This is a genomic window from Streptomyces sp. NPDC044571, assembly GCF_040647115.1.
Classification (GTDB): domain Bacteria; phylum Actinomycetota; class Actinomycetes; order Streptomycetales; family Streptomycetaceae; genus Streptomyces.
Genome location: NZ_JBEZBN010000012.1, coordinates 1 through 24,463 on the forward strand (window position 1 = coordinate 1; position 24,463 = coordinate 24,463).

The window sequence follows — 24,463 nt, forward strand, 5'->3', positions numbered from 1 at the left end:
TAAAGCCACACTTGGTATTCGACTGTACTCCCGGGGCGGGCCCCGGGGAAATAGCCCCGGGGACCCTCCGCGTGTGTGACCCTTGCCCTCATGCCTGTCGTACGTGATCTGCGCGTACTCCTGCGCCTGAGGGATTTCCGCAACCTGCTCGCCGTACGGCTGCTCTCCCAGGCCGCCGACGGCGTCTATCAGGTGGCGCTCGCCACCTATGTGGTCTTCTCCCCGGAAAAGCAGACCTCGCCCGCGGCCATCGCCTCGGCGATGGCGGTCCTGCTGCTGCCCTACTCGGCGATCGGCCCCTTCGCCGGGGTACTGCTCGACCGCTGGCGCCGCCGCCAGGTCTTGCTCTACGGCAATCTCCTGCGCGCCTTCCTCGCCTGCGTCACGGCCGTCCTGATCGTCGCGCACGTTCCCGACTGGCTCTTCTACGCCTCTGCGCTCTCCGTGACCGCGGTCAACCGCTTCGTGCTGGCCGGGCTCGCGGCCTCCCTGCCGCGCGTCGTGGCCCCCGACCAGCTCGTCACCGCGAACGCCCTGTCCCCCACCGCCGGAACCCTGGCCGCCACCGCCGGCGGGGGGCTGGCCTTCCTCCTGCGGCTGCTGGCCTCCGGCTCCAACGCCCTCGTCGTCCTGCTCGGTGCCGCCTTCTACCTGTGCGCGGCCCTCGTCTCCATGAGGCTGGCCGCCGGGCTCCTCGGGCCCGGCCACCCGCCCGGTGCGGCCCACCCGTCGGCCCTGGAAGCAGTCGCCCTCACCGTCCGGGGGATGGCCGAGGGGCTGAGACACCTGCACCGGCGGCGGGACGCCGCCCAGGCACTCACCGCGATGACGATGATGCGGTTCTGCTACGGGGCGCTGACCGTCGCCCTGCTGATGCTCTGCCGCTACTCCTGGTCGGAGAGCGAGTCCGACGGCCTCGCCCTCCTGGGCGTCGCCGTCGGCGCCTCCGGGGCCGGCTTCTTCGCCGCCGCCGTGGTCACCCCCTGGCTGGTGGGCAGGCTGGGCACCCGGGGCTGGACCATGGCCTGCGCCGGCGGAGCCGCGGTCCTGGTTCCCGCGCTCGGCCTGTTCTTCGCACCGGGCCCGATGTTGGTCGCTGCCTTCGTCCTCGGACTCGCCACCCAGGGAGCCAAGATCTCCACCGATACGGTCGTGCAGTTCCGTGTGGACGACGCGTACCGGGGCCGGGTCTTCTCCGTCTACGACGTGCTGGTCAACGTCGCCTTCGTAGGGGCCGCCGCCGTGGCCGCGCTGATGCTTCCCCCCGACGGGCGGTCCGTCGCGCTGATCGTGAGCGTCGGCGCGCTCTACGCCCTGACCGTGGTCCTCCTCGCCCGGCAGCGCGATGTTTCACGTGAAACATCCCCCCGGACCGAAGGCTGAGTCGGCCGTCCGCGCGGGCAGTCCCCGCGCGGACGGCCCGGCCGTCAGTCCTGCGCGGCCCACCACTGCTTGAGGGCGGCGATCGCCTCGTCCTGTCCCATGGGCCCGTTCTCCAGCCGCAGGTCGAGCAGGAACGCGTAGGCCTTGCCGATCACCGGACCGGGACCGACGCCCAGGACCTGCATGATCTCGTTGCCGTCCAGGTCGGGCCGGATCGCATCCAGCTCCTCCTGCTCCTTGAGCTGCGCAATGCGCTCCTCCAGACCGTCGTAGGTACGGGAGAGGGCATTGGCCTTGCGCTTGTTCCGCGTGGTGCAGTCGGACCGGGTGAGCTTGTGCAGGCGCTCCAGCAGCGGGCCGGCGTCCCGGACGTAGCGGCGCACCGCGGAGTCGGTCCACTCCCCCTCCCCGTACCCGTGGAAGCGCAGGTGCAGCTCCACCAGCCGGGAGACGTCCTTGACCATGTCGTTGGAGTACTTCAGCGCGGTCATGCGCTTCTTGGTCATCTTGGCACCCACCACCTCGTGGTGGTGGAAGGAAACCCGGCCGTCGCTCTCGAACCGGCGCGTGCGGGGCTTGCCGATGTCGTGCAGCAGGGCGGCCAGGCGCAGCACCAGGTCGGGGCCGTCCTCCTCCAGCGCGATGGCCTGCTCCAGGACGATCAGCGAGTGCTCGTAGACGTCCTTGTGCCGGTGGTGCTCGTCGCTCTCCAGCCGCAGCGCGGGCAGCTCGGGCAGGACGTGGGCGGCGAGCCCGGTGTCCACGAGGAGCCCCAGGCCCTTGCGGGGGTGCGCGGACAGGAGCAGCTTGTTCAGCTCGCCCTGCACCCGCTCCGCCGAGACGATCTCGATCCGGTCGGACATCGCCTGCATCGCGGCCACCACCTCGGGGGCCACCTCGAAGTCGAGCTGAGCGGCGAACCGGGCCGCCCGCAGCATCCGCAGCGGGTCGTCGGAGAACGAGTCCTCCGGGGTCCCGGGGGTGCGCAGCACGCCGGCCTGGAGATCCTTCAGACCGCCGTGCGGATCCACGAACTCCTTCTCCGGCAGCGCGACCGCCATCGCGTTCACCGTGAAGTCACGGCGGACCAGGTCCTCCTCGATCGAGTCGCCGTAGGAGACCTCCGGCTTGCGCGAGGTGCGGTCGTACGCCTCGGAGCGGTACGTGGTGATCTCGATCTGGAAGGTGCGGTCAACGTCTCCGACGCGGGCTTCCTTCTGGGCTCCGACCGTGCCGAAGGCGATGCCGATGTCCCACACCGAGTCGGCCCACGGCCGGACGATCTTCAAGACGTCCTCGGGGCGGGCGTCGGTGGTGAAGTCGAGGTCGTTGCCGAGACGCTCCAGCAGCGCATCGCGGACGGACCCGCCGACCAGGGCGAGGCGGAAACCCGCCTCCTGGAAACGGCGGCCGAGCTCGTCGGCGACAGGGGCGACCCGCAGCAGTTCACTGACCGCGCGGCGCTGCACCTGACTCAGGGCACTGGGATTGTCTTCGTTGGCGTTCGGCACAACAGAAAAGGGTACGTGCCCGGCCCGGCGAGAGCTTCCCTGTTTGTGGCCACCCCGCCCTCCGGCGCCCCGGAGCCGGACCCGATCATGTGGAGCAAGGCGCGGCACTCGCGCACAGCAGGTCTCGTTACCATGCGGGGACGCACAGACGACGACCACTGACACTTCGAGGGACGGGCTAGCGCGTGGCCGAGGCGGCAGACATCCAGGGGACCTCCCCCGCACCTGCCCGGCGCCGCTGGCTGCGGCGCACCATCGTCCTGCTGGCCGGGACACCTCTGCTCGCCGCTTTGGTCTACTCTCCCGCCCCCCTGGCCCAGGCCGCCGAGACGTCCTCGGTCGACGTCCAGCTGACCGGCCTGAGCCCCACCGCCCCGGTGAAGGGCGACACCCTCACCATCTCCGGCACCGTGGTCAACACCGGCCGCGAAACGATCAACGGCGCCCACGTGGGGCTGCGGGTCGGTCCTGCGCTGGGGGACCGGTCCTCCATCGACGAGGCGGCGGAGCGCAGCGGCTTCCGGGCGGGCACGGACCCCGCGGAGATCGACCAGGCCTACTCCGTGAAGATCGCCTCGCTGCCCTCGAAGGCCGGCCAGGAGTTCACCCTGCGGGTCCCGGTGGCCAAGCTGGAGCTGGACAAGGACGGCGTGTACCAGCTCGGTGTCTCCGTGTCCGGGGAGACCGAGAGCCGCCCCTACGAGCAGGTCCTCGGCATCAGGCGGACCTTCCTGCCCTGGCAGCCGGAGCAGGCCGCCAAGCGCTCCCAGCTCACCTACCTGTGGCCGCTGATCTCCACCACGCACCTGACCGCGGAGACCGGCTCTGACGAGGTGCAGACCCCCGTCTTCCTCGACGACTCCCTCGCCGCCGAGCTCGGGACCGGCGGCCGCCTGGAGCGGATGGTCTCGCTCGGCAAGGAACTGCCCGTCACGTGGGTCATCGACCCGGACCTGCTCTACACGGTCGACGCCATGACCAAGGGGTACCGCTACCGGACCCCCGACGGGAGGATCGTCCAGGGCAAGAACAAGGCCGTCGCCGAGCAGTGGCTGAGCTCCCTGGAGGCGGCCGTCCAGGGCAAGAAGGTCGTCGCCCTGCCGTTCGCCGACCCGGACATCGCCTCCCTCGCCCACCAGGGCAAGGACGTCTCGGGCACCCTGGGCCAGCTCCGGCCCGCCACCGACAAGGCGAAGCAGGCCGTGGAGACCGTCCTGCACGTCACTCCGTCCACCGACTTCGCCTGGCCCCTGGACGGCGCCATCGACCCGGCGATCGTCAATGTCGCCACCTCGGCCGGCGCCCACAACGTCCTCACCCGCAGCGACAGCCTCCAGGAGACGGGTGCCCTCGGCTACACGCCCTCGGCAGCCCGCCCCATCGGCGCGGGGGCCACGGCCGTCGTCGCCGACGCCGAGCTCTCCACCGCCTTCGAAGGCGACATGCTGAGCGCAGCGAGCTCCACCCTGGCCGTGCAGCAGTTCCTCGCCCACAGCCTCGCCCTGAACCTGCAGAAGACCGACAACCAGCGCAGCTTCGTCGTGACCCCGCAGCGGATGCCGTCCGCCAGCCAGGCCCAGACGATGGCGGAGGCGCTGCGGGGCCTGCAGGCCGGCCGCTGGACCCAGCCGGCCGACCTCGACGCGGCAGCCGCCGCCAAGCCCGACACCGGCGTGAACACGCAGGTCCCGGGAGCCGGGCAGTACCCCGAGGCCCTCCACAAGACGGAACTGCCGGTCTCGGCGTTCGAGAAGATCCGCACCACCCAGAACACCCTGGACCATTTCAAGGTGATCCTGACGGCGCCCGACCGCGTCGAGATCCCCTTCGGCAACACCACCAACCGGGAGATGTCCACGTCCTGGCGCGGCCGTCCCGAGGAGGCCCGGCCCTACCGGGACCAGGTGCAGGACTACCTGATCGGCCTCACCGAGAAGGTCAAGGTCGTCCCCAAGTCGGACGCCACCCTCTCCGGGCACAGCGCGACCATCCCGGTCAGCGTCCAGAACAGCCTCGTCCAGGACGTGCACGGTCTGGTCCTGCGCGTGAAGTCCGCCAACCCCACCCGCCTGATGTTCGGCGACAGCGGGCAGGCAGAGCAGGAGGTGACCGTCCAGGGCGGTCACAGCCAGACGGTAAAGTTCACCGCCAACGCCACCGCGAGCGGCCCTGTCGAGGTCACCGCGCAGCTCTTCACCAAGGACGGCGTGCCCTACGGCAAGGAACGCAAGTTCACCGTCGAGGCCACCGAGATCACCCCCACCGTGATGCTGGTCATCGCGGGCGGCGTCCTCCTCCTCGTTCTGGCGGGCATCAAGATGTACGCCAGCCGCAAGCGGATCGCGGCCCGCGCGGCCGCCGAGGAGAGCACGCAGCCGAGTGACGGGACCCCGGACACCGGACCGCAAAGCACCGGCACGTCCGGCCCGGGTGAGACAGTGGACCGTTGAGCGATGCCGTGGCCGGTCGGCCTGGGGACGATGAGGTGGGGTTTCGATGAACGCGCCGTACGACGGTGACCGCGCGCAGGGCACTGGCGGGCCCGCGCCCTCCCAGGGCACTGCCCCGGGCACCCCCGTGCCCGGGCAGGTTCCCGTGCCTTCGCCGGCGCCGGACCGCGACCCGTACCTCCAGGACGCCTACGAGCACGACCCGTACCGTTCGCAGGACCTGTCGGCCCAGGACCCCGTCGCCGAGGTGCTCTACGACCGGGCCTCACACCCCCCGCCGCCACCCGGCACCTACCAGGAGCCCGGTCCGCTCTACGGGGCGCCGCAGACGCCCGCCCACGCCCCCGACCCCCGCGTATGGGCCCAGACCCCGCCGCCCGAGCCCGACGGACCCTCCCGCCACCTGCCCTACGGCGACCGCCCCGCCACCACGCAGTTCGTCGGCGTGGACTCCCTGGTCAGCCAGGCGGCGGAGGATGAGGAACCCGAGCCCGAGCCCGACGCCTTCGCCCACCTCTACCGGGACCAGCAGGCGACGCCCGGCACGCCCGCCGACGAGCCCCCGCTCGCCGTCCCGGCGCCGAGCAAGCCCGCAGGGCGCGCTTCCAGCCTGCTCAAGTCCAGCGCCCTGATGGCCGCCGGCACCATCGTCTCCCGCATCACCGGCTTCCTGCGGACCCTGGTCATCGCCGGAGCCATCGGCGTCGGCACGTTCAACGACACGTACCAGATCGCCAACACCCTGCCCACGATGATCTACGTGCTGGTCGGCGGCGGCGCCCTCAACGCCGTCTTCATCCCGCAGCTCGTCCGGGCCATGAAGAACGACAGCGACGGGGGTGAGGCCTACGCCAACCGGCTCCTGACCCTGGTCGTCGTCCTCCTGGCCGCCATCACCACCCTCTGCGTCCTCGCCGCACCGGTGTTCATCACCATGATGTCGCCGAAGATCGCCTCCGACCCCCACCAGATGGACGTGGCGGTCGCCTTCGCCCGCTACTGCCTGCCCACCATGTTCTTCATGGGCGTCCACGTGGTCCTCGGTCAGATCCTCAACGCCCGCGGCCGCTTCGGCGCGATGATGTGGACCCCCGTCCTCAACAACATCGTCGTCATCGCGACGTTCGGCGCCTTCATCTGGGCGTTCGGAGGCTTCACCACCTCCGGGGTGAGCGCCACCACCGTGACCGCCGACGGCATCCGCCTCCTCGGTATCGGCACCCTGCTGGGCCTGACCGTCCAGGCCCTCGCGATGCTGCCCTACCTGCGCGAAGCCGGGTTCACCCCGCGGCTGCGCTTCGACTGGAGGGGCCACGGCCTCGGCAAGGCCGCCCGCCTGGCGAAGTGGACGTTCTTCTTCGTCCTGGCCAACCAGGTCGGCCTGGTCGTCGTGACCCAGCTCGCGACCTGGGCCGGATCCGTCGCCGAGAAGCAGGGCCACCCGGGCACCGGCATCACCGCCTACAACTACGCGCTCCTGCTGTGGCAGATGCCGCAAGCCATCATCACCGTCTCCGTCATGACGGCCGTGCTGCCCCGCATCTCCCGCTCGGCGCACGACGGTGACGCCGCCGCGGTCCGCGACGACATCTCCTACGGCCTGCGGACCTCGGCCGTCGCGATCGTGCCCTGCGCCTTCGCGTTCCTCGCCCTCGGCGTCCCGATGGCCACCCTGCTCTACGCCGGCTCGGGCGCGGGCGCCCGCAACATCGGCTACGTCCTGATGGCCTTCGGCCTCGGCCTGATCCCCTACTCGGTCCAGTACGTCGTCCTGCGCGGCTTCTACGCCTACGAGGACACCCGTACGCCCTTCTACAACACCGTCATCGTCGCCGGCGTCAACGCAGCCGTCTCCACTGCCGCGTTCTTCGTGCTGCCCGCCCGCTGGGCCGTGGTCGGCATGGCCGCCGCCTACGGCCTCGGCTACACCGTCGGCGTCGGTGTCGCCTGGCGCCGTCTGCGCAACAGGCTCGGCGGCGACCTGGACGGTGCCCACGTCATGCGCACCTACGCCCGCCTCACCGGCGCGTGCGTCCCCGCCGCCGCCGTGGCGGGCGCCGCGGCCTACGCGGTCACGCAGTGGCTCGGCAGCGGAGTCACCGGTTCCCTTGCCGCGCTGGCCGCCGGAGGCGTCGCTCTGGCCGTCGTGTTCCTCGTCGCGGCCAAGCGGATGCGGATCGAAGAGCTCAACGCCATGGTCGGCATGGTCCGTGGACGCCTGGGGCGCTGATGCGCACAACCGTCGGACCCTTTCGCGTGTCGTGCATAGGGCCGGACTGTGGGCACAATTGGCATGGCTTCGCAGACTGGCCGACAGCGCGTAACGGATGGGGAGGCAGGAACGACGGTGGCGGAACGTAGCACGGCTGCCGTCGACGTGGCCGACAACAGCGGCGACAAGCCGCTGGCCGCAGATGCGGCGAAGGCCACGGCCGACGGGGTGGACACCCAGAACGGACGAGCCGCGGACGGATCCATGCCCGACAAGGACGGCGAACGCAGAAAAACGGCCCCCGCAGCCGTACCCGAACTCCACAGCGGCCACAAGCTCGCCAGGCGCTACCGCCTGGAAGAGTGCGTCACCCGTCTGGACGGATTCAGCAGCTGGCGCGCCATGGACGAGAAGCTGCGCCGGGCCGTGGGCGTCCACCTGCTCCCCGCCGACCACCCGCGGGCCCGCGCCGTCCTGGCCGCCGCGCGCTCCTCCGCCCTGCTCGGCGACCCACGCTTCGTCCACGTCCTCGACGCCGTCGAGGAGAACGACCTCGTCTACGTGGTCCACGAGTGGCTGCCCGACGCCACCGAACTGACCACCCTCCTCGCCTCCGGTCCCCTCGAAGCCCACGAGGCCTACCAGCTCGTCAGCCAGGTCTCCCAGGCCATGGCCGCCGCGCACCGAGAGGGCCTGGCCCATCTGCGCCTGACCCCCAGCGCGATACTGCGCACCTCCACCGGCCAATACCGCATCCGCGGCCTCGCCGTGAACGCGGCCCTGCGCGGGATCACCAGTGACACCCCGCAGCGCACGGACACCGAGGCCATCGGCGCCCTGCTCTACGCCGCGCTCACCCAGCGCTGGCCGTACGAGAACGACGCCTACGGTCTCACCGGCCTGCCCAAGGGCGTCGGTCTCCTCGCCCCCGACCAGGTCCGCGCCGGCGTCCACCGGGGCCTGGGAGAGCTGGCGATGCGCGCCCTCGCCAACGACGGCGCCACGGCCTCCCGCCAGGAGCCGCCCTGCACCACTCCGGAGGAACTGGCCAAGGCCGTCGCCGCGATGCCCCGCATCCGGCCGCCGGAGCCCGCGTTCACCCCGCCCCCCGAGTACCAGCACACCACCTACCAGCAGGGCAGTTACGGCCGGCCCATGCCCGCAGGCATGCCCGCCACCCAGACCGTCGCCGTCACACCCCCGCCACCGCTGCAGAGCCGCACCGGCAAGGCCCTCAAGTGGGCTGTCGCGGCACTGCTGATCGCCGCCCTGGGTCTGGGCAGTTGGCAGCTCGCCGACACACTTCTCGACCGCAACAACGGGGGCTCCGGCAACAGCGGCTCCAACCCGCAGACCAAGCCCGACGACGCCCCCAAGGAAATCAAGCCGGGCAAGCCGCTGCCCATCGGCAACGCCACGGTCTTCGGAAAGGATCCGATCAAGGCAGGCGACGTGGGCAAGGCCGTCGACGGCGACGCCGAGACCGCCTGGGTCACCCTGCACTTCCGCGGCTACCCCAACTTCGGCAACCTGCCCAGCTACGACGACGGCAGCGGCATCATCGTCGACCTCGGCAGTGCCCAGGAAGTGGCCGGCCTTGAGGTCGGCCTGTATGCGGCGGGGCAGAAGATCGAGGTGCGGGCCGCCTCCCCGGAAGCCGCCTCGGCGCGCTCCCTCTCGGACTTCCCGCACGAGATCGTCAAGCTGGGCAACACGGGGAAGGACCTGAAGACGACCCTGCAGACCCCGGTGAAGACCCGCTACCTGCTGATCCACATCACGGCCCTGCCCTCCGAGGGCGGCGACAGCTACCGCGGCGGCATCAACGAGATCAAGGTGCTCGGTACGGCCGAATAAGACCGGACCGCGACACCGCCGGGCCCGCTGCGCCGCCGACGCGGCGGGCCCTCGTATTCGTCCCGCCCGACCCGTACTCTCCCTTCCGGAGGGGAGGTGTGATGCACGACGCGACGACCAGCGGGGACAGCGACCAGGAGTTGCTGGCCCGGCATGTGGCCGGAGATCCGGAGGCCTTCGGGGAGCTCGTACGCCGCCACCGGGACCGGCTGTGGGCCGTTGCGCTGCGCACCCTCGGCGACCGGGAGGAAGCCGCCGACGCCGTGCAGGACGCACTCGTCTCCGCCTACCGGTCCGCCCACACCTTCCGCGGCGAATCCGCCGTCACCACCTGGCTGCACCGCATCACCGTGAACGCCTGCATCGACCGGGCCCGCAAGGCCGCCTCCCGCCGGACTGCGCCCCTGGACGACACGGACCGCCTGGAGCACCTCCTGGAGCCCCACGAGTCCGCCGAGGCGCCCGCGGAACGCCATGACCTCCACCGCCAGCTCCTCGCCGCCCTCAGCACCCTCCCGGCGGACCAGCGGGCCGCTCTGGTCCTCGTCGACATGCAGGGATACCCCGTCGCCGAAGCCGCCCGCATCCTCGACGTCCCCCCTGGCACGGTGAAGAGCCGATGCGCACGCGGCCGGGCCAAACTGGTCCCGCTGGTCACTCATCTGCGCTCGAATGCCGTGGATAACAGCGACGCCGAGCGGGGAAGGAACCGGACGCCGGGGGCAGCCGTCCCACCAGCGGCAGACCCCAGTCAGGCAGCGCCAGACGCAGACACGGTGAAGGGCGGAGGTGGACGAACGTGACTCCCACGACCGGCACGATCCGGCACCCGGAGGTCTCGGAGATCTCCGACCTGACCGAAGGACTCCTCTCCCCGGTCCGGACCGCCGAAGTCCGGCGCCACCTCGCCGAGTGCGACCTGTGCGCCGACGTCCTCGCGTCCCTGGAGGAGATCCGCGCCCTCCTCGGCACCCTGCCCGGGCCGCCCCGTATGCCCGCCGACGTCTCGGGACGCATCGACGCCGCCCTCGCCGCCGAGGCGCTGCTCGACTCCACCACTCCCCGGCCCGCCCCCGCCGACGCTCCCCGAGCCCCGCGCGATGTTTCACGTGAAACATCCGCAGCGCCCGCGGGTCCGGCCACCCCGCGCCCGGCCGGTCACCCGGTCGGCGCAACCGGCCCCGGCCGCCGTCGGGCCCGCCGCAGGATCGCCGTCCTCACCGGCCTCGCCGGGGCCGCCGTGTGTGCGCTCGGAATCTTCCTGGCCGGCAACCTGCTCGGCCCGAACGAGCCGGACACCGCCGCACGCAACTCCGGCACCAGTTCATCCGCGGAGGCTCCCGTCGGCGGTGGCTATACCGCCCAGAGCCTGAAGGAGAGCGTCCACCGCCTCCTCACGCCCGGGCAGACCGCGAAGACGGCACCCGGCGAGAACAACACGTACGGGACGGACACCACCAGCCCCGGCCCGGGGCTCGCCCCCGGCGACCGGGCCGCCGCCGAACCGGTCCCGTCCTGTGTCCAGGACGCCACCGGCCGCCCGGACCACCCACTCGCCACCGAACAGGGCAACTACCAAGGCACGCCCGTCTATCTGCTCGTTCTGCCGCACCCCGGCGAGCCCGCCCGGGTCGACGCCTACCTCGTGGACGCAGGCTGCCGGGACTCGGCGGCGGCCGCCCCCGGCAAGCTGCTGCTGACCAGGACCTACCCCCGAAGCTGACAGCTTGGGGTCCGTACCGGGACGGGCCGGGAATGCATGCGCCGTAGGATCCGTTGGGTCGGGTGGGACTCCACACCGGCCCCCGGCAAGCAGCGCGCAGTCCACAGAGACGAGGAAGAAACCCGTGAGCGACGTACGAAACGTGATCATCATCGGCTCCGGGCCGGCCGGTTACACCGCCGCCCTGTACACCGCACGCGCTTCGCTCAAGCCGCTGGTCTTCGAAGGCGCCGTCACCGCCGGTGGCGCGCTGATGAACACCACCGAAGTCGAGAACTTCCCCGGCTTCCAGGACGGCATCATGGGCCCCGACCTCATGGACAACATGCGCGGCCAGGCCGAGCGCTTCGGCGCCGAGCTCGTCCCCGACGACATCGTGGCCGTGGACCTCACCGGTGAGATCAAGACCGTCACGGACACCGCGGGCACCGTCCACCACGCCAAGGCCGTCATCGTGGCCACCGGTTCGCAGCACCGCAAGCTGGGGCTGCCCAACGAGGACGCGCTCTCCGGCCGCGGCGTCTCCTGGTGCGCGACCTGTGACGGGTTCTTCTTCAAGGACCAGGACATCGCCGTCGTCGGCGGTGGCGACACCGCGATCGAGGAAGCCACCTTCCTCTCCCGGTTCGCCAAGTCCGTCACCATCGTCCACCGCCGCGACACGCTGCGCGCCTCCAAGGCCATGCAGGACCGCGCCTTCGCCGACCCGAAGATCAAGTTCGCCTGGGACAGCGAGGTCGCCGAGATCCACGGCGAGCAGAAGCTCACCGGCCTCACCCTGCGCAACACCAAGACCGGTGAGACCTCCGAGCTGCCCGTGACCGGCCTCTTCATCGCCGTCGGCCACGACCCGCGCACCGAGCTGTTCAAGGACCAGCTCGCGCTGGACGAGGAGGGCTACCTCAAGGTCGAGGCACCCTCCACGCGGACCAACCTCACCGGCGTGTTTGGCGCCGGCGACGTCGTGGACCACACGTACCGTCAGGCCATCACCGCTGCGGGCACCGGCTGCGCCTCTGCCCTCGACGCCGAGCGCTTCCTCGCCGCCCTCGCGGACGCCGAGAAGGCCCACGCGACGGTCTGATCCGAGACCCTCAGACACCCCCCCCACCGCACAACCCCACACCCCGCAGGAAGAATTAGGAGGCCGCTGTGGCCGGCACCCTCAAGAACGTGACCGACGCCGACTTCGACGCCGAAGTCCTCAGGAGCGAGAAGCCCGTACTGGTGGACTTCTGGGCAGCCTGGTGCGGTCCGTGCCGCCAGATCGCTCCCTCGCTTGAGGCCATTGCGGCCGAGTACGGCGACCAGATCGAGATCGTCAAGCTCAACATCGACGAGAACCCGGCCACGGCTGCCAAGTACGGCGTCATGTCCATCCCGACGCTGAACGTCTACCAGGGCGGCGAGGTCGCGAAGACCATCGTCGGCGCCAAGCCGAAGGCTGCCATCCTGCGCGACCTGGACGGCTTCATCGAGGTCAAGACCGCCTGACGGTCGGAGCCCACCCGGCGGTGGCCGGGAATGTTTCACGTGAAACGGGGCCGCCCCTTCAAGGGGCGGCCCCGTTCCCGTACCCGGCAGCTCACAGCGGTCGCAGCGCGGGCTCCTTCCGCGCCGCACCCAGCAGCCGGTCCAGCGCCATCTCCACGTCTTCCTTCCACGACAGCGTCGAACGCAGTTCGAGCCGCAGCCGTGGGTGCACCGGATGCGGACGCACCGTCTTGAAGCCGACCGCGAGCAGGTGATCCGCCGGCAGCAGACAGGCCGGCCGCTCCCACCGGGCATCACCGAACGCCTCGATGGCACGGAAACCCCGCCGCAGCAGATCCTTCGCCACCGTCTGGACCATCACCCGTCCCAGCCCCTGACCCTGGTATCCGGGCATGATCCACGCAGTGATCAGCTGCACCGCATCCGGAGACACCGGGCTGGTGGGAAAGGCCGTGGACCGCGGCACATAAGCGGGCGGTGCGTACAAGACGAACCCCACGGGGACGTCGTCCACGTAGACCACCCGGCCGCATGAACCCCACTCCAGCAGGACGGCCGAGATCCACGCCTCCTTTTCCAGCGCCGAGTTCCCCGCCTTGACGGCGGTTTCCCCGGTGACCGGATCCAGCTCCCAGAACACACAGGACCTGCAACGCGGAGGCAGGTCTTGGAGGTTGTCCAGCGTGAGTGGTACCAACCGACGCCCCATGACCGCATGGTATCCACAGGCGATTCGTTCTTCGAGCGCACAATGAGACGGTGCCGGCCCCCTGCAAACGAGGAGGCGGGCCGCGCCGGCTTCCACCGGCATGACCCGCCCCTCGGTGCCCCTGGGCTCTACTCCCCGGACAGTCCCTGTTCCAGCACCCGGCCCTCACCCGGTGCCAGGGTTCCCAGAATCCGCTCCAGGTCCTCCATCGAGGCGAACTCGACGGTGATCTTGCCCTTCTTCTGACCCAGGTCCACCTTCACCCTGGTTTCGAAGCGGTCCGACAACCGGGTTGCGAGCTCACTGAGCGCCGGGGCCACGCGGGCTCCGGCCCGAGGGCCCCTCGGCTTGACCGCCACCGAGTTCTCGGAGCCCATCAGGGAGACGATCTCCTCGACCGCCCGCACCGACAGTCCCTCGGCGACGATCCGGTGTGCCAGGCGATCCTGGACCTCGGACTCCTCCACCGACAGCAGCGCCCGCGCGTGCCCCGCCGACAGGACACCGGCAGCCACCCGCCGCTGCACCGACGGCGACAGCTTCAGCAGGCGCAGGGTGTTCGACACCTGCGGACGCGATCGCCCGATCCGGTCTGCCAGCTGGTCGTGGGTGCAATTGAAGTCCTGGAGCAGCTGGTCGTAGGCGGCCGCCTCCTCCAGGGGGTTCAGCTGGGCCCGGTGCAGGTTCTCCAGCAGGGCGTCCAGCAGCAGCTTCTCGTCGTCCGTCGCCCGGATGATCGCCGGGATGCGCTCCAGTCCGGCCTCCCGGCACGCCCGCCACCGGCGCTCACCCATGATCAGTTCATAGCGGCCGGGAGACGACTGCCGCACCACCACCGGCTGGAGCAGACCGACTTCCTGAATGGAGGTGACCAGCTCCGCCAGTGCGTCCTCGTCGAACACTTCTCGGGGCTGCCGCGGGTTGGGCGTGATCGCGTCCATGGGCAGCTCGGCGAAGGTCGCTCCCGCCACGCTGTTGGTGTCGGACTCGGCCTTCTCCGGCTCGGCCACCACCGCAACCGCCGATGTTTCACGTGAAACATCGCCCGCTACCGCCGATCCGGCCTGCGCGAGCGCAGCCAGCTTCGCCGCCGCGATCCCTCGCTCCGACGTCAACACGGGCACCGCCGACGGGGACGTCGACCCCGAAACGGCCACCGCCGGCGTCTTCTCCTGCGGCGCCGCGGGGATCAACGCGCCGAGCCCCCGCCCCAGACCCCTACGTCGCTCACTCACTGGATCCCCTCCGCCATGCTCTGCGTGCTGTTCATGCCCGCGCCCGTGTGGGCGCGCTGGGCGTCGTAATGAATTCCGGCCCCTCGCAGCGCGATCTCCCGTGCCGCTTCCAGGTAGGAGAGGGAACCGCTGGAACCCGGGTCATAGGTGAGCACCGTCTGCCCGTAGCTCGGTGCCTCGGAAATCCGCACCGACCTCGGGATGCTCGTCCGCAGCACCTCGTTGCCGAAGTGCGTGCGCACCTCCTCGGCCACCTGCGAGGCCAGCCTGGTCCTGCCGTCGTACATCGTCAGCAAGATCGTCGAGACGTGCAGCGTCGGATTCAGGTGGGCCCGGACCAGGTCCACATTACGCAGCAGCTGGCCCAGCCCCTCCAGGGCGTAGTACTCGCACTGGATGGGGATCAGTACCTCGGCTCCGGCCACCAGGGCGTTCACCGTGAGCAGTCCCAGCGAGGGCGGGCAGTCGATCAGGATGTAGTCCAGCGGCTGCTCGTACGCCTGGATCGCTCGCTGGAGCCTGCTCTCACGCGCCACCAGCGACACCAGCTCGATCTCCGCGCCGGCCAGATCGATCGTGGCCGGCGCACAGAAGAGCCCCTCCACGTCCACCACAGGCTGGACGACCTCCAGCAGCGGTCGGCTGTCCACGAGCACGTCATAGATCGACGGGACATCCGCGTGGTGATCGATGCCCAGGGCCGTCGAGGCATTGCCCTGCGGATCCAGGTCGATCACGAGGACCCGAGCGCCGTGCAGGGCCAGGGAGGCCGCCAGGTTCACGGTCGTCGTGGTCTTCCCTACGCCGCCCTTCTGGTTGGCCACCACGATGACCCGCGTCTGGGCCGGTCGGGGCAGCCCGTCACCGGCGCGTCCGAGGGCTTCCACCGCCATCTGGGCGGCACGGCCGATGGGCGTGTCGTTGTCCACTAGGGGCGGGGGCGGTGTTTCTCCCCCAGCCACCGCTGGGGATGCCCCTGGTGGGACGTCCACATCCGTCAATGCAGAGCGGGGACCGGGGACCGGGTCGGCCATCGGCCCCGCGAGGTTGGCGTCGGACCGCACGGTGTCACTCTCCTCGACATCAGGCTCGCGATGAACAGAGCCTGCCATGGCACCGGGGTCGCGAACCAGCGGGGCCCGTACTCCTGTGGATGAATCCACCGATGTGGACAACTCCGTCCCCCCTTCCTCCTTCCGGTGAAGCGGGGACGCAGCCGCACGACCGCGGCTGATGATTCCGTGCAGCAGAGAGCGACGTTTCACGTGAAACACGATGCCCGGACGGGGTCTCGGGGCCGCTACGACACTCCGAAATCCATACCTATAGGGCCCAACGCCCCCGAAAAGGCAGGCCGGGGATCACTGGAGGCGAAGGGCCGAAGACCGAAGAGCCGAGGATCAACGACGCCTGCGCGTACGCCCCACCCTGGCCGCCTTGGCACGCTTCGCCGCGAACCGCACCCCGCCGGGGCTCTCCCCGACCTCCACGCGGACCACGGTGGACAGCGGATCCACCACACCCTCGCCCACCTGGAGGACCGAGGTCTTCACCACACCGAGCTTCGCCAGAGCGACCTTCGCCGCCACCAGCTCCTCCTCGGCGGTGTCGCCCTTCAGCGCCAGCATCTCCCCGTAGGGACGCAGCAGCGGTACACCCCAGCCGGCCAGCCGGTCCAGCGGGGCCACCGCCCGCGCCGTCACCACGTGCACCGGCTGCACCTTGCCGAGTACCTCCTCGGCCCGACCACGCACCACCGTGACATGGTCCAGCCCGAGCAGTTCCACAGCCTCCTGGAGGAACGTCGTCCGCCGGAGCAGCGGCTCCAGCAGCGTGATCTTCAGATCCCGACGCACCAGGGCCAGCGGAATACCGGGCAGGCCGGCGCCCGAACCCACATCGCACACGGTGACGCCCTCGGGCACCACCTCCGAGAGCACCGCACAGTTCAACAGGTGCCGCTCCCACAGTCGCGGTACCTCACGCGGCCCGATCAGGCCGCGCTTGACCCCCGCGTCCGCCAGCAGCTCCGCGTACCGCACAGCTTCCGGGAAAAACTCGCCGAATACCGCGCGCGCCTCCTCAGGCGCCGGGGGAAGCTCCGCTGCCTCCGTCACGGGGACCGTCCTTCCGTACCGCATGGATCGTGAAAAAGGGCACTGCTCTGCCTGACACCGCCCGAACCGGCACTGTCAGGCTGACAAACATCGGCCCCGCCTGCGAGACAGACGGGGCCGAACACTCAGACGTGCGGTCAGGCCGGGAGCACAACGACGAAGCGCTGCGGCTCCTCGCCCTCGGACTCGCTCTTCAGACCGGCGGCCGCCACGGCGTCGTGGACGACCTTGCGCTCGAACGGCGTCATCGGCGCCAGCTTCAGCGGCTCGCCGGACGCCTTCACGTCCGCCGCGGCCTGGGCGCCCAGGGCCGCCAGCTCCTCGCGCTTCTTCGCCCGGAAGCCGGCGATGTCCAGCATCAGCCTGCTGCGGTCCCCGGTCTCGCGGTGCACGGCGAGGCGCGTCAGCTCCTGCAGAGCCTCCAGCACCTCTCCGTCGCGACCCACGAGCTTCTGGAGATCACGGCTGGCGGAGTCGCTGACGATCGACACCGCGGCCCGGTCGGCCTCGACGTCCATGTCGATGTCACCGTCCAGGTCGGCGATGTCCAGCAGACCCTCAAGGTAGTCGGCCGCGATCTCACCCTCCTGCTCAAGGCGGGTCAGGGTGTCGCCACTCTCAGCGGCGGCGGTGGTGGTGCCTTCCGTCACGGGAGGGACTCCTTCTTACTTCTTGGAAGAGGGCTTGGGGGGCGTCTGGCGCTGCGCCTTCGTCTGCCGCTTCGGCTGCTGCCGCTTGGGCGCACTGCCGCTCGCCGAGTCCGCGTCGGCCGTGGCCACGACGCTCTTGATCACAGAACCGTCCGGCTGGGCGGCCAGCCCCTGCTTCGTCAGAGACGTGATGAACTTGCGCTCGTTGTCGTTGCGGTCCGGACCCTTGGCCACGATCGCCGCGACGATCTTCTTCTTGCCCCGCCCCTTGACGTCGCCGTGCGTGCTGACGTGCTTCAGCAGGCGGGTCAGGTACTGGTCCTGCGCCTTGCTGCCCGGCGTCGGGTTCTGGTTGATCACGTACATCTGCTGGCCCATGGTCCACACGTTGGTGGTCAGCCAGTAGACGAGGACACCCACGGGGAAGTTGATGCCCATGAACGCGAAGATCAGCGGGAAGATGTACATCAGCATCTTCTGCTGCTGCATGAACGGCGTCTTGACCGAGAGGTCGACGTTCTTCTGCATCAGCTGACGCTGGGTGTAGAACTGCGACAGCGACATCAGGATGATCATGACCGCGGTCACGATCCGGACGTCGGTCAGCGAGGCGTTGAGCGCCGCGACCTTCTCCTCGCTGTCCATGAACTTCGCGGCCAGCGGGGCGCCGAAGATGTGCGCCTTGCGCGCGCTCTCCAGCAGTGGGCCGTCGATCTCACCGATCGGCTTGCCGTTCGCGATGCCGGCGAGCACGTGGTACAGCGCGAAGAAGAACGGGGACTGCGCCAGGATGGGAAGGCACGAGGACAGCGGGTTGGTACCCGTCTCCTTGTACAGCTTCATCATCTCTTCGGACTGACGCTGCTTGTCGTTCTTGTAGCGCTCCTGGATCGCCTTCATCTTCGGCTGGAGCGCCTGCATGCCGCGCGTCGCCTTGATCTGCTTCACGAAGAGCGGGATCAGGCAGATACGGATCAAGATCACCAGGGACACGATGGACAGGCCCCAGGCCCACCCGCTGTCCGCGCCGAAGATCGCGCCGTACAGGCTGTGGAACTGGACGATGATCCACGAGACGGGCGTGGTGATAAAGCTGAACAGACTGGCAATCGTGTCCACTAATCAGGCTCCTTGAGCATTGCGAGATCTACGCAACGCACTGCGCAGCTGCTCGTGCCAACGCGGGCGTTTACGAGGTGGGACATGATCAACCCCACCGGCGGACCACGGATTGCACCGCAGGATCCGCCAGGCGGTCAGAACCGTCCCCTTCACCGCACCATGCCGGTCGATGGCCGTGAACCCGTAGTGCGAGCACGAGGGGTAATAACGGCACACCGGCCCGAGCAGCGGACTGATCGTCCACTGGTACAGCTTGATCAAAGCGAGCAGCGGGTACTTCATCGAGCCGCGCCTCCCAGGAGCCGCAGCAAAGCGGCGTCCAGGTCCCGGGCCAATTCGTCGACGCCGGCCTCACCCGCACCGGGCAACGCCCGCACCACCACCAGGCTACCGGCGGGCAGCCCGGAGAGCCGCTCGCGTACGAGGTGACGCAGACGACGCTTGACCCGGTTGCGTACAACCGCGCCGCCGACAGCCTTGCTGACGACGAAACCCGCACGCGTCGAGGGATGAGTCTCCCCCGGCCCGTGCGGGTCCGTTGCACCGCTTGTACGTAGGTGGACGACGAGGAGCGGGCGACCGGCCCGGCGCCCTCGGCGCACCGCGCTCGCGAAGTCCTCGCGCCGCCTCAGCCGATTTTCGGGAGACAGCACGACGTCACGACCTGCGCGTTGTTACGCGGAGAGGGCGGCGCGGCCCTTGCTGCGGCGGTTCGCCAGGATCGCGCGACCGGCACGGGTACGCATCCGCAGGCGGAAGCCGTGGGTCTTGGCACGACGGCGGTTGTTCGGCTGGAAGGTGCGCTTGCTCACTCGGGGGCTCCAGAGAATGAATCGTTGTGGCGGGACATCGCCTGGCTGTCACCGTGCGCCCACGAGGAAACTCGCGTGTTCGCCCGAGTGGCACCGCTAAACGATCACGATCAGTGATCTTCGCCCATCGGTAGGCAGGCGGCAGCAGCCATCGACAACTCGACCTCGTTACGGTACGCGCGGCTACGCCATCCGGTCAAACCGAGGCGGCAGCGCCCCGCGCTGTGCACAGGCTGTGGACAACGACTTGAACCGTACCCGTTGGGCTGACTACCGTTGTCTGACCCTGGATTTTTTGTCCCGACCGTCCCAAAGAACCACACATTCGTGGGACCCCTGTGAGAGAGCGTGCTCTGTGGCTGACGTACCTGCCGATCTTGCCGCAGTGTGGCCAAGGGTGCTCGAAAAGCTCCTCGGGGAGGGGCAGCAGGCCATCGAGCCGAAGGACAAGCAGTGGGTCGAGCGCTGCCAGCCGCTGGCCCTCGTCGCCGACACGGCGCTCCTTGCCGTCCCCAACGAGTACGGCAAGCGAGTCCTCGAAGGCCGCCTCGCGCCCCTGATCAGCGACGCGCTCAGCCGTGAGTGCGGCCGCCCGATCCGTATCGCCATCACCGTCGACGACTCCGCCGGCGAGCCCGCCCCGCCCGCCCCCGCCCCGCAGCGCGGCGGCGACGCGTACGACGGCTACGGCGGCCAGCGTCCCGGCGGCCACGGCGGCCCCGACGACCAGCTCCCTTCGGCCCGCCCCGCCTACCCGGACTACCAGCAGTCGCGCCCCGAGCCCGGCTCCTGGCCCCGCGGCGGCCAGCAGGAGGACTACGGCTGGCAGCAGCAGCGCCTCGGCGGCTTCCCCGAACGCGATCCGTACGCCTCCCCGCAGCCCGGGTACCTCCAGCAGCCCGAGAGCGGCGGCTACGACCAGGGCTCCTACGAGCAGCAGCAGTACGAGCAGTCCCCGTACGACTCCCAGAAGACCCACCAGTACGAGCAGCAGTCCGCCCCGCGCCCGGCCCCCGGCCGGCCGTCGCCGCCCGCCCCCTCCGGCGGCTCGACCTCGGGCCCACTGGAGCCGACCGCGCGGCTCAACCCCAAGTACCTCTTCGACACCTTCGTCATCGGCGCGTCCAACCGCTTCGCGCACGCCGCCGCGGTGGCCGTCGCCGAGGCGCCCGCGAAGGCGTACAACCCCCTCTTCATCTATGGGGAGTCGGGACTTGGCAAAACGCATCTGCTGCACGCCATCGGGCACTACGCGCGGAGCCTGTACCCCGGCACCCGCGTGCGCTACGTGAGCTCCGAGGAGTTCACCAACGAGTTCATCAACTCGATCCGCGACGGCAAGGGCGACGCCTTCCGCAAGCGCTACCGCGAGATGGACATCCTGCTGGTCGACGACATCCAGTTCCTCGCGAGCAAGGAGTCGACGCAGGAGGAGTTCTTCCACACCTTCAACACGCTCCACAACGCCAACAAGCAGATCGTGCTGTCCTCCGACCGGCCGCCCAAGCAGCTCGTCACCCTGGAGGACCGGCTCCGCAACCGCTTCGAGTGGGGCCTGATCACCGACGTCCAGCCGCCCGAGCTGGAGACCCGTATCGCGATCCTGCGCAAGAAGGCCGTCCAGGAGCAGCTCAACGCCCCGCCGGAGGTACTGGAGTTCATCGCCTCCCGGATCTCCCGCAACATCCGGGAGCTGGAGGGGGCGCTGATCCGGGTCACCGCCTTCGCGAGCCTGAACCGGCAGCCGGTCGACCTCGGCCTGACCGAGGACGTCCTCAAGAACCTGATCCCGGGCGGCGAGGACTCCGCACCCGAGATCACCGCCTCGGACATCATGGCGGCCACCGCCGACTACTTCGGCCTCACCGTGGACGACCTGTGCGGCTCCTCACGCAGCCGTGTGCTGGTCACCGCCCGGCAGATCGCCATGTACCTGTGCCGGGAGCTCACGGACCTGTCCCTGCCCAAGATCGGGGCGCAGTTCGGCGGCCGCGACCACACCACCGTCATGCACGCGGACCGCAAGATCCGGGCCCTGATGGCGGAGCGGCGCTCCATCTACAACCAGGTCACCGAGCTCACCAACCGCATCAAGAACGGCTGAGCCACCGCTCCTCCGCACGCTTTCAGAGGGCGCTCCCGGGTCACTCCGGGGGCGCCCTCTTTCGTTCGCGCGCCCCTGACCTGTTCGAATACGCCCCCTGGAGAGCAACTCATCCACAGATTCACGGACTTTCTTCCGTCCACACCCTGGGGACGGGTTCCGTCACCCACAATCTGTCCACAGGGCTGCCGGTTGAGGCACCATCAGCCCTGGTCAGTCGGCTGTGTATTTGTGCGCAACCACTATCCACAGCCTGTGGACAGAACTTCCGTCCACAGGGCTGTCCACGCCGTTGTCCACCGTCGACCCACAGGTTCCCGCATCCTGTGCACAGGATGCGACGACTTACCCACACCCTTGTCCACTGTTCGGCAACCGGCCACCCCCTCTCACCGCCCCGAGTGAAAGCGGTCACACGGAAGTCGACGTTTGGGCTGTGGAGTACTTGGGGAAAGCTGGGGACACACCTGTGGAGTAGTGCGGGTCACCTGGGGACGGCCTGTGCAGAACTTTTGTTTCTCCACAGCACCCCTGGGTTGTCCACCGGTGCCGCCCACAGGGCCGGTGGATAAAAAACGGGGTCTGACCTGCGGGAACGGGGTTATCCACCGTTTCCACAGGCCCTACTACTACCCCCATGGAGAGAGAGGCCGGTTTCGGTTTTCAAGCGGGTCCTGTGCACAACTCGCCGGAAGCCCGCCCCGAAGCCCTGCTCCCGATTTGACCGCCAGCAGCACCGACTGTCGGCGCCGTACGTCAGACTGGTCCCCGGCATCGAGGCCCCGACGGCAGCGAGCCATCGAGACACCGAGGCCGACGACGACAGGCCGGCAGACGAGCGAGCGACAGCAGGAGGCGGTTCCGGTGAAGATCCGGGTGGAACGCGACGTACTCGCGGAGGCGGTGGCTTGGGCGGCCCGCAGCCTCCCGGCCCGGCCGCCGGTGCCCGTCCTCGCGGGCCTGCTGCTGAAGGCGGAGGACGGGATGCTGTCCCTCTCCGGCTTCGACTACGAGGTCTCGGCCCGCGTCTCGGTCGAGGCGGACGTCGAGGAGGACGGCACCGTCCTGGTCTCCGGCCGCCTGCTGGCCGACATCTGCCGCGCCCTCCCCAACCGCCCCGTGGAGATTTCCACAGACGGTGTACGGGCGACCGTGGTCTGCGGCTCCTCCCGGTTCACCCTCCACACCCTGCCTGTGGAGGAGTACCCGGCGCTGCCCCAGATGCCGACCGCGACCGGCACCGTGCCCGGCGAGGTCTTCGCCTCGGCCGCCGCCCAGGTCGCCATCGCCGCCGGCCGCGACGACACGCTGCCCGTGCTGACCGGTGTCCGCATCGAGATCGAGGGCGACCGCGTCACCCTGGCCTCGACCGACCGCTACCGCTTCGCGGTCCGCGAGTTCCTGTGGAAGCCGGAGAACCCGGACGCCTCGGCCGTGGCCCTGGTGCCCGCCAAGACGCTCCTGGACACCGCCAAGTCCCTGACCAGCGGTGACACCGTCACCCTGGCGCTGTCGGGGTCCGGCGCGGGCGAGGGCCTCATCGGCTTCGAGGGCGCCGGCCGCCGCACCACGACCCGTCTGCTCGAAGGCGACCTGCCGAAGTACCGCACGCTGTTCCCGACGGAGTTCAACTCCATCGCCGTGATCGAGACGGCCCCGTTCGTCGAGGCCGTCAAGCGCGTGGCCCTCGTCGCCGAGCGCAACACCCCGGTCCGCCTCAGCTTCGAGCAGGGCGTGCTGATCCTGGAGGCCGGCTCCAGCGACGATGCACAGGCTGTGGAACGTGTCGACGCGACGCTGGAGGGCGACGACATCTCGATCGCCTTCAACCCGACCTTCCTGCTGGACGGCCTGAGCGCGATCGACTCCCCGGCCGCGCAGCTGAGCTTCACCACCTCGACCAAGCCGGCGCTGCTCAGCGGCCGCCCCGCGGTCGACGCCGAGGCCGACGAGGCGTACAAGTACCTGATCATGCCGGTCCGGCTGTCCGGCTGACACCGTCTGCACCGGGCCCGGTCTCGCAGACTGCGGGCCGGGCCCGACGGCGTTCGCCCGTCCCGTGAGCGGAGCGCCCTTGGGCCGTGCGGCACGGCCCGGCGTAGGCTCGGAGGCTGGGCGCCCCGGCAGTCGGGGGCCCGGCACAGACGGCCACAACGCTTAAGGAAGCACCTGATGGAGCTTGGTCTCGTCGGTCTCGGCAAGATGGGCGGCAACATGCGCGAGCGCATTCGCCGCGCAGGCCACACCGTCATCGGATACGACCGCAACCCGGACCTCGCCGATGTCCACAGCCTCTCGGAACTTGTGGACAGCCTGCAGGCCCCCCGCGTGGTGTGGGTGATGGTTCCGGCCGGTGCGGCGACCCAGTCCACCGTCGACGAGCTCGGGGAGCTGCTCGCACCCGGCGACATCGTCGTGGACGGCGGCAACTCGCGCTGGACGGACGACGAGAAGCACGCCGAGGAGCTGGCGGCCAAGGGCATCGGCTTCGTCGACTGCGGTGTCTCCGGCGGGGTCTGGGGCCTGGAGAACGGCTACGCGCTGATGTACGGCGGCGAGAAGGAGCACGTCGCCGCTGTCCAGCCGATCTTCGACGCACTGAAGCCGGAGGGCGAGTTCGGCGCGGTGCACGCCGGCAAGGTCGGGGCGGGCCACTTCGCGAAGATGGTCCACAACGGCATCGAGTACGCCATGATGCAGGCCTACGCCGAGGGCTGGGAGCTGCTGGAGAAGGTGGACTCGGTCACCGACGTCCGCGAGGTGTTCCGGTCCTGGCAGGAGGGCACGGTCATCCGCTCCTGGCTGCTGGACCTCGCGGTGAACGCCCTCGACGAGGACGAGCACCTGGAGCAGCTGAAGGGCTTCGCGCAGGACTCGGGCGAGGGCCGCTGGACGGTGGAGGCGGCGATCGACAACGCCGTGCCGCTGCCCGCGATCACCGCTTCCCTCTTCGCGCGGTTCGCGTCCCGGCAGGACGACTCGCCGCAGATGAAGATGATCGCCGCGCTGCGCAACCAGTTCGGCGGCCACGCGGTGGAGAAGAAGTAGCCGCCCACAGCAGCACGGGCAGGACCGCAGCAGAGC

The 24,463-nt window shown here is 69.8% G+C and carries 20 protein-coding genes and 1 pseudogene; 11 read left to right on the top strand and 10 right to left on the bottom strand.

Annotation, left to right across the window (positions count from 1 at the left end; genetic code table 11):
* Positions 1 to 90 precede the first annotated feature (90 nt).
* Positions 91 to 1,383, top strand: coding sequence for an MFS transporter (locus AB0B01_RS08780; RefSeq protein ID WP_361714493.1), 1,293 nt, complete (start codon positions 91 to 93; stop codon positions 1,381 to 1,383).
* 44 nt (positions 1,384 to 1,427) lie between these two features.
* Here AB0B01_RS08780 and AB0B01_RS08785 read toward each other — a convergent pair whose 3' ends face one another.
* Positions 1,428 to 2,894, bottom strand: a complete 1,467-nt coding sequence (locus AB0B01_RS08785) for a CCA tRNA nucleotidyltransferase (RefSeq protein ID WP_361714496.1) — start codon at positions 2,892 to 2,894, stop codon at positions 1,428 to 1,430.
* A 185-nt stretch (positions 2,895 to 3,079) separates the two neighbouring features.
* Between AB0B01_RS08785 and AB0B01_RS08790 the strand changes: the two genes are divergently transcribed.
* From AB0B01_RS08790 to trxA, 7 genes are all read left to right on the top strand, one after another.
* A complete protein-coding gene (locus tag AB0B01_RS08790) occupies positions 3,080 to 5,344 on the top strand; it encodes a DUF6049 family protein (protein WP_361714499.1) in 2,265 nt (754 codons plus the stop codon).
* Positions 5,345 to 5,390: 46 nt separating this feature from the next.
* The gene (gene murJ, locus AB0B01_RS08795) at positions 5,391 to 7,574 is read left to right on the top strand and encodes a murein biosynthesis integral membrane protein MurJ (RefSeq protein WP_361714501.1); all 2,184 of its coding nucleotides are present in this window, start codon (positions 5,391 to 5,393) and stop codon (positions 7,572 to 7,574) included.
* A 117-nt stretch (positions 7,575 to 7,691) separates the two neighbouring features.
* The gene (locus AB0B01_RS08800; protein WP_361714504.1) at positions 7,692 to 9,413 is read left to right on the top strand and encodes a protein kinase family protein; all 1,722 of its coding nucleotides are present in this window, start codon (positions 7,692 to 7,694) and stop codon (positions 9,411 to 9,413) included.
* 101 nt (positions 9,414 to 9,514) lie between these two features.
* Complete coding sequence (gene sigM, locus AB0B01_RS08805; protein WP_361714507.1) at positions 9,515 to 10,216, top strand: RNA polymerase sigma factor SigM; 702 nt, start codon at positions 9,515 to 9,517, stop codon at positions 10,214 to 10,216.
* The gene (locus AB0B01_RS08810) at positions 10,213 to 11,136 is read left to right on the top strand and encodes a hypothetical protein (RefSeq protein WP_361714510.1); all 924 of its coding nucleotides are present in this window, start codon (positions 10,213 to 10,215) and stop codon (positions 11,134 to 11,136) included. Before sigM ends, AB0B01_RS08810 begins: the two co-directional genes overlap by 4 nt.
* 124 nt (positions 11,137 to 11,260) lie before the next feature.
* Positions 11,261 to 12,220 (top strand): thioredoxin-disulfide reductase, encoded by a 960-nt coding sequence (trxB, locus tag AB0B01_RS08815; RefSeq protein ID WP_361714512.1) that lies wholly within the window; start codon positions 11,261 to 11,263, stop codon positions 12,218 to 12,220.
* Positions 12,221 to 12,288: 68 nt separating this feature from the next.
* Positions 12,289 to 12,630 carry a thioredoxin gene (trxA, locus tag AB0B01_RS08820; RefSeq protein ID WP_356845641.1) on the top strand — a complete coding sequence of 114 codons (342 nt, stop codon included), beginning with the start codon at positions 12,289 to 12,291 and terminating at the stop codon, positions 12,628 to 12,630.
* A gap of 91 nt (positions 12,631 to 12,721) precedes the next feature.
* On the opposite strand, the gene AB0B01_RS08825 is transcribed toward trxA, so the two are convergent.
* From AB0B01_RS08825 to rpmH, 9 genes and pseudogenes are all read right to left on the bottom strand, one after another.
* Positions 12,722 to 13,339, bottom strand: coding sequence for a GNAT family N-acetyltransferase (locus AB0B01_RS08825; protein ID WP_361714766.1), 618 nt, complete (start codon positions 13,337 to 13,339; stop codon positions 12,722 to 12,724).
* A 128-nt stretch (positions 13,340 to 13,467) separates the two neighbouring features.
* On the bottom strand, positions 13,468 to 14,574 hold the full coding sequence (locus tag AB0B01_RS08830; RefSeq protein WP_361714514.1) for a ParB/RepB/Spo0J family partition protein: 1,107 nt from the start codon (positions 14,572 to 14,574) through the stop codon (positions 13,468 to 13,470).
* Positions 14,571 to 15,686, bottom strand: coding sequence for a ParA family protein (locus AB0B01_RS08835; RefSeq protein WP_361714517.1), 1,116 nt, complete (start codon positions 15,684 to 15,686; stop codon positions 14,571 to 14,573). The genes AB0B01_RS08830 and AB0B01_RS08835 overlap by 4 nt, the downstream gene beginning before the upstream one ends.
* A 288-nt stretch (positions 15,687 to 15,974) precedes the next feature.
* Complete coding sequence (rsmG, locus tag AB0B01_RS08840; protein WP_356845644.1) at positions 15,975 to 16,715, bottom strand: 16S rRNA (guanine(527)-N(7))-methyltransferase RsmG; 741 nt, start codon at positions 16,713 to 16,715, stop codon at positions 15,975 to 15,977.
* A gap of 113 nt (positions 16,716 to 16,828) precedes the next feature.
* Entirely contained in the window at positions 16,829 to 17,341 is a 513-nt protein-coding gene (locus AB0B01_RS08845) for a R3H domain-containing nucleic acid-binding protein (RefSeq protein WP_030153171.1), read from the bottom strand.
* Positions 17,342 to 17,356: 15 nt separating this feature from the next.
* Positions 17,357 to 18,460, bottom strand: a complete 1,104-nt coding sequence (yidC, locus tag AB0B01_RS08850) for a membrane protein insertase YidC (protein ID WP_361714521.1) — start codon at positions 18,458 to 18,460, stop codon at positions 17,357 to 17,359.
* 30 nt (positions 18,461 to 18,490) lie between these two features.
* Positions 18,491 to 18,745 (bottom strand): annotated as a pseudogene (gene yidD, locus AB0B01_RS08855) (membrane protein insertion efficiency factor YidD); the annotation flags it as partial.
* Positions 18,742 to 19,116: a ribonuclease P protein component gene (gene rnpA, locus AB0B01_RS08860; RefSeq protein ID WP_361714524.1), complete on the bottom strand. Its 375-nt coding sequence runs from the start codon at positions 19,114 to 19,116 to the stop codon at positions 18,742 to 18,744. The pseudogene yidD and the gene rnpA, both read right to left, overlap by 4 nt.
* Before the next feature lie 21 nt (positions 19,117 to 19,137).
* Positions 19,138 to 19,275 carry a 50S ribosomal protein L34 gene (gene rpmH, locus AB0B01_RS08865; protein WP_018547628.1) on the bottom strand — a complete coding sequence of 46 codons (138 nt, stop codon included), beginning with the start codon at positions 19,273 to 19,275 and terminating at the stop codon, positions 19,138 to 19,140.
* Positions 19,276 to 19,630: 355 nt separating this feature from the next.
* On the opposite strand from rpmH, the gene dnaA reads away from it, so the two are divergent.
* The 3 genes from dnaA to gnd all read left to right on the top strand — a co-directional run bounded on the left by dnaA (position 19,631) and on the right by gnd (position 24,427).
* Entirely contained in the window at positions 19,631 to 21,379 is a 1,749-nt protein-coding gene (gene dnaA, locus AB0B01_RS08870) for a chromosomal replication initiator protein DnaA (RefSeq protein WP_361714527.1), read from the top strand.
* A gap of 864 nt (positions 21,380 to 22,243) precedes the next feature.
* Complete coding sequence (gene dnaN, locus AB0B01_RS08875) at positions 22,244 to 23,374, top strand: DNA polymerase III subunit beta (RefSeq protein ID WP_361714530.1); 1,131 nt, start codon at positions 22,244 to 22,246, stop codon at positions 23,372 to 23,374.
* A 177-nt stretch (positions 23,375 to 23,551) separates the two neighbouring features.
* Entirely contained in the window at positions 23,552 to 24,427 is an 876-nt protein-coding gene (gene gnd, locus AB0B01_RS08880; RefSeq protein ID WP_361714533.1) for a phosphogluconate dehydrogenase (NAD(+)-dependent, decarboxylating), read from the top strand.
* The last annotated feature ends 36 nt before the right edge of the window (positions 24,428 to 24,463 follow it).

Coding starts and splice junctions, on each gene's coding strand:
- AB0B01_RS08780 (WP_361714493.1), top strand. CDS start 91: ATGCCTGTCGTACGTGATCTGCGCGTACTCCTGCGCCTGAGGGATTTC.
- murJ (WP_361714501.1), top strand. CDS start 5,391: ATGAACGCGCCGTACGACGGTGACCGCGCGCAGGGCACTGGCGGGCCC.
- sigM (WP_361714507.1), top strand. CDS start 9,515: ATGCACGACGCGACGACCAGCGGGGACAGCGACCAGGAGTTGCTGGCC.
- AB0B01_RS08825 (WP_361714766.1), bottom strand. CDS start 13,339: ATGGGGCGTCGGTTGGTACCACTCACGCTGGACAACCTCCAAGACCTG.
- AB0B01_RS08835 (WP_361714517.1), bottom strand. CDS start 15,686: ATGGCAGGCTCTGTTCATCGCGAGCCTGATGTCGAGGAGAGTGACACC.
- rsmG (WP_356845644.1), bottom strand. CDS start 16,715: ATGCGGTACGGAAGGACGGTCCCCGTGACGGAGGCAGCGGAGCTTCCC.
- gnd (WP_361714533.1), top strand. CDS start 23,552: ATGGAGCTTGGTCTCGTCGGTCTCGGCAAGATGGGCGGCAACATGCGC.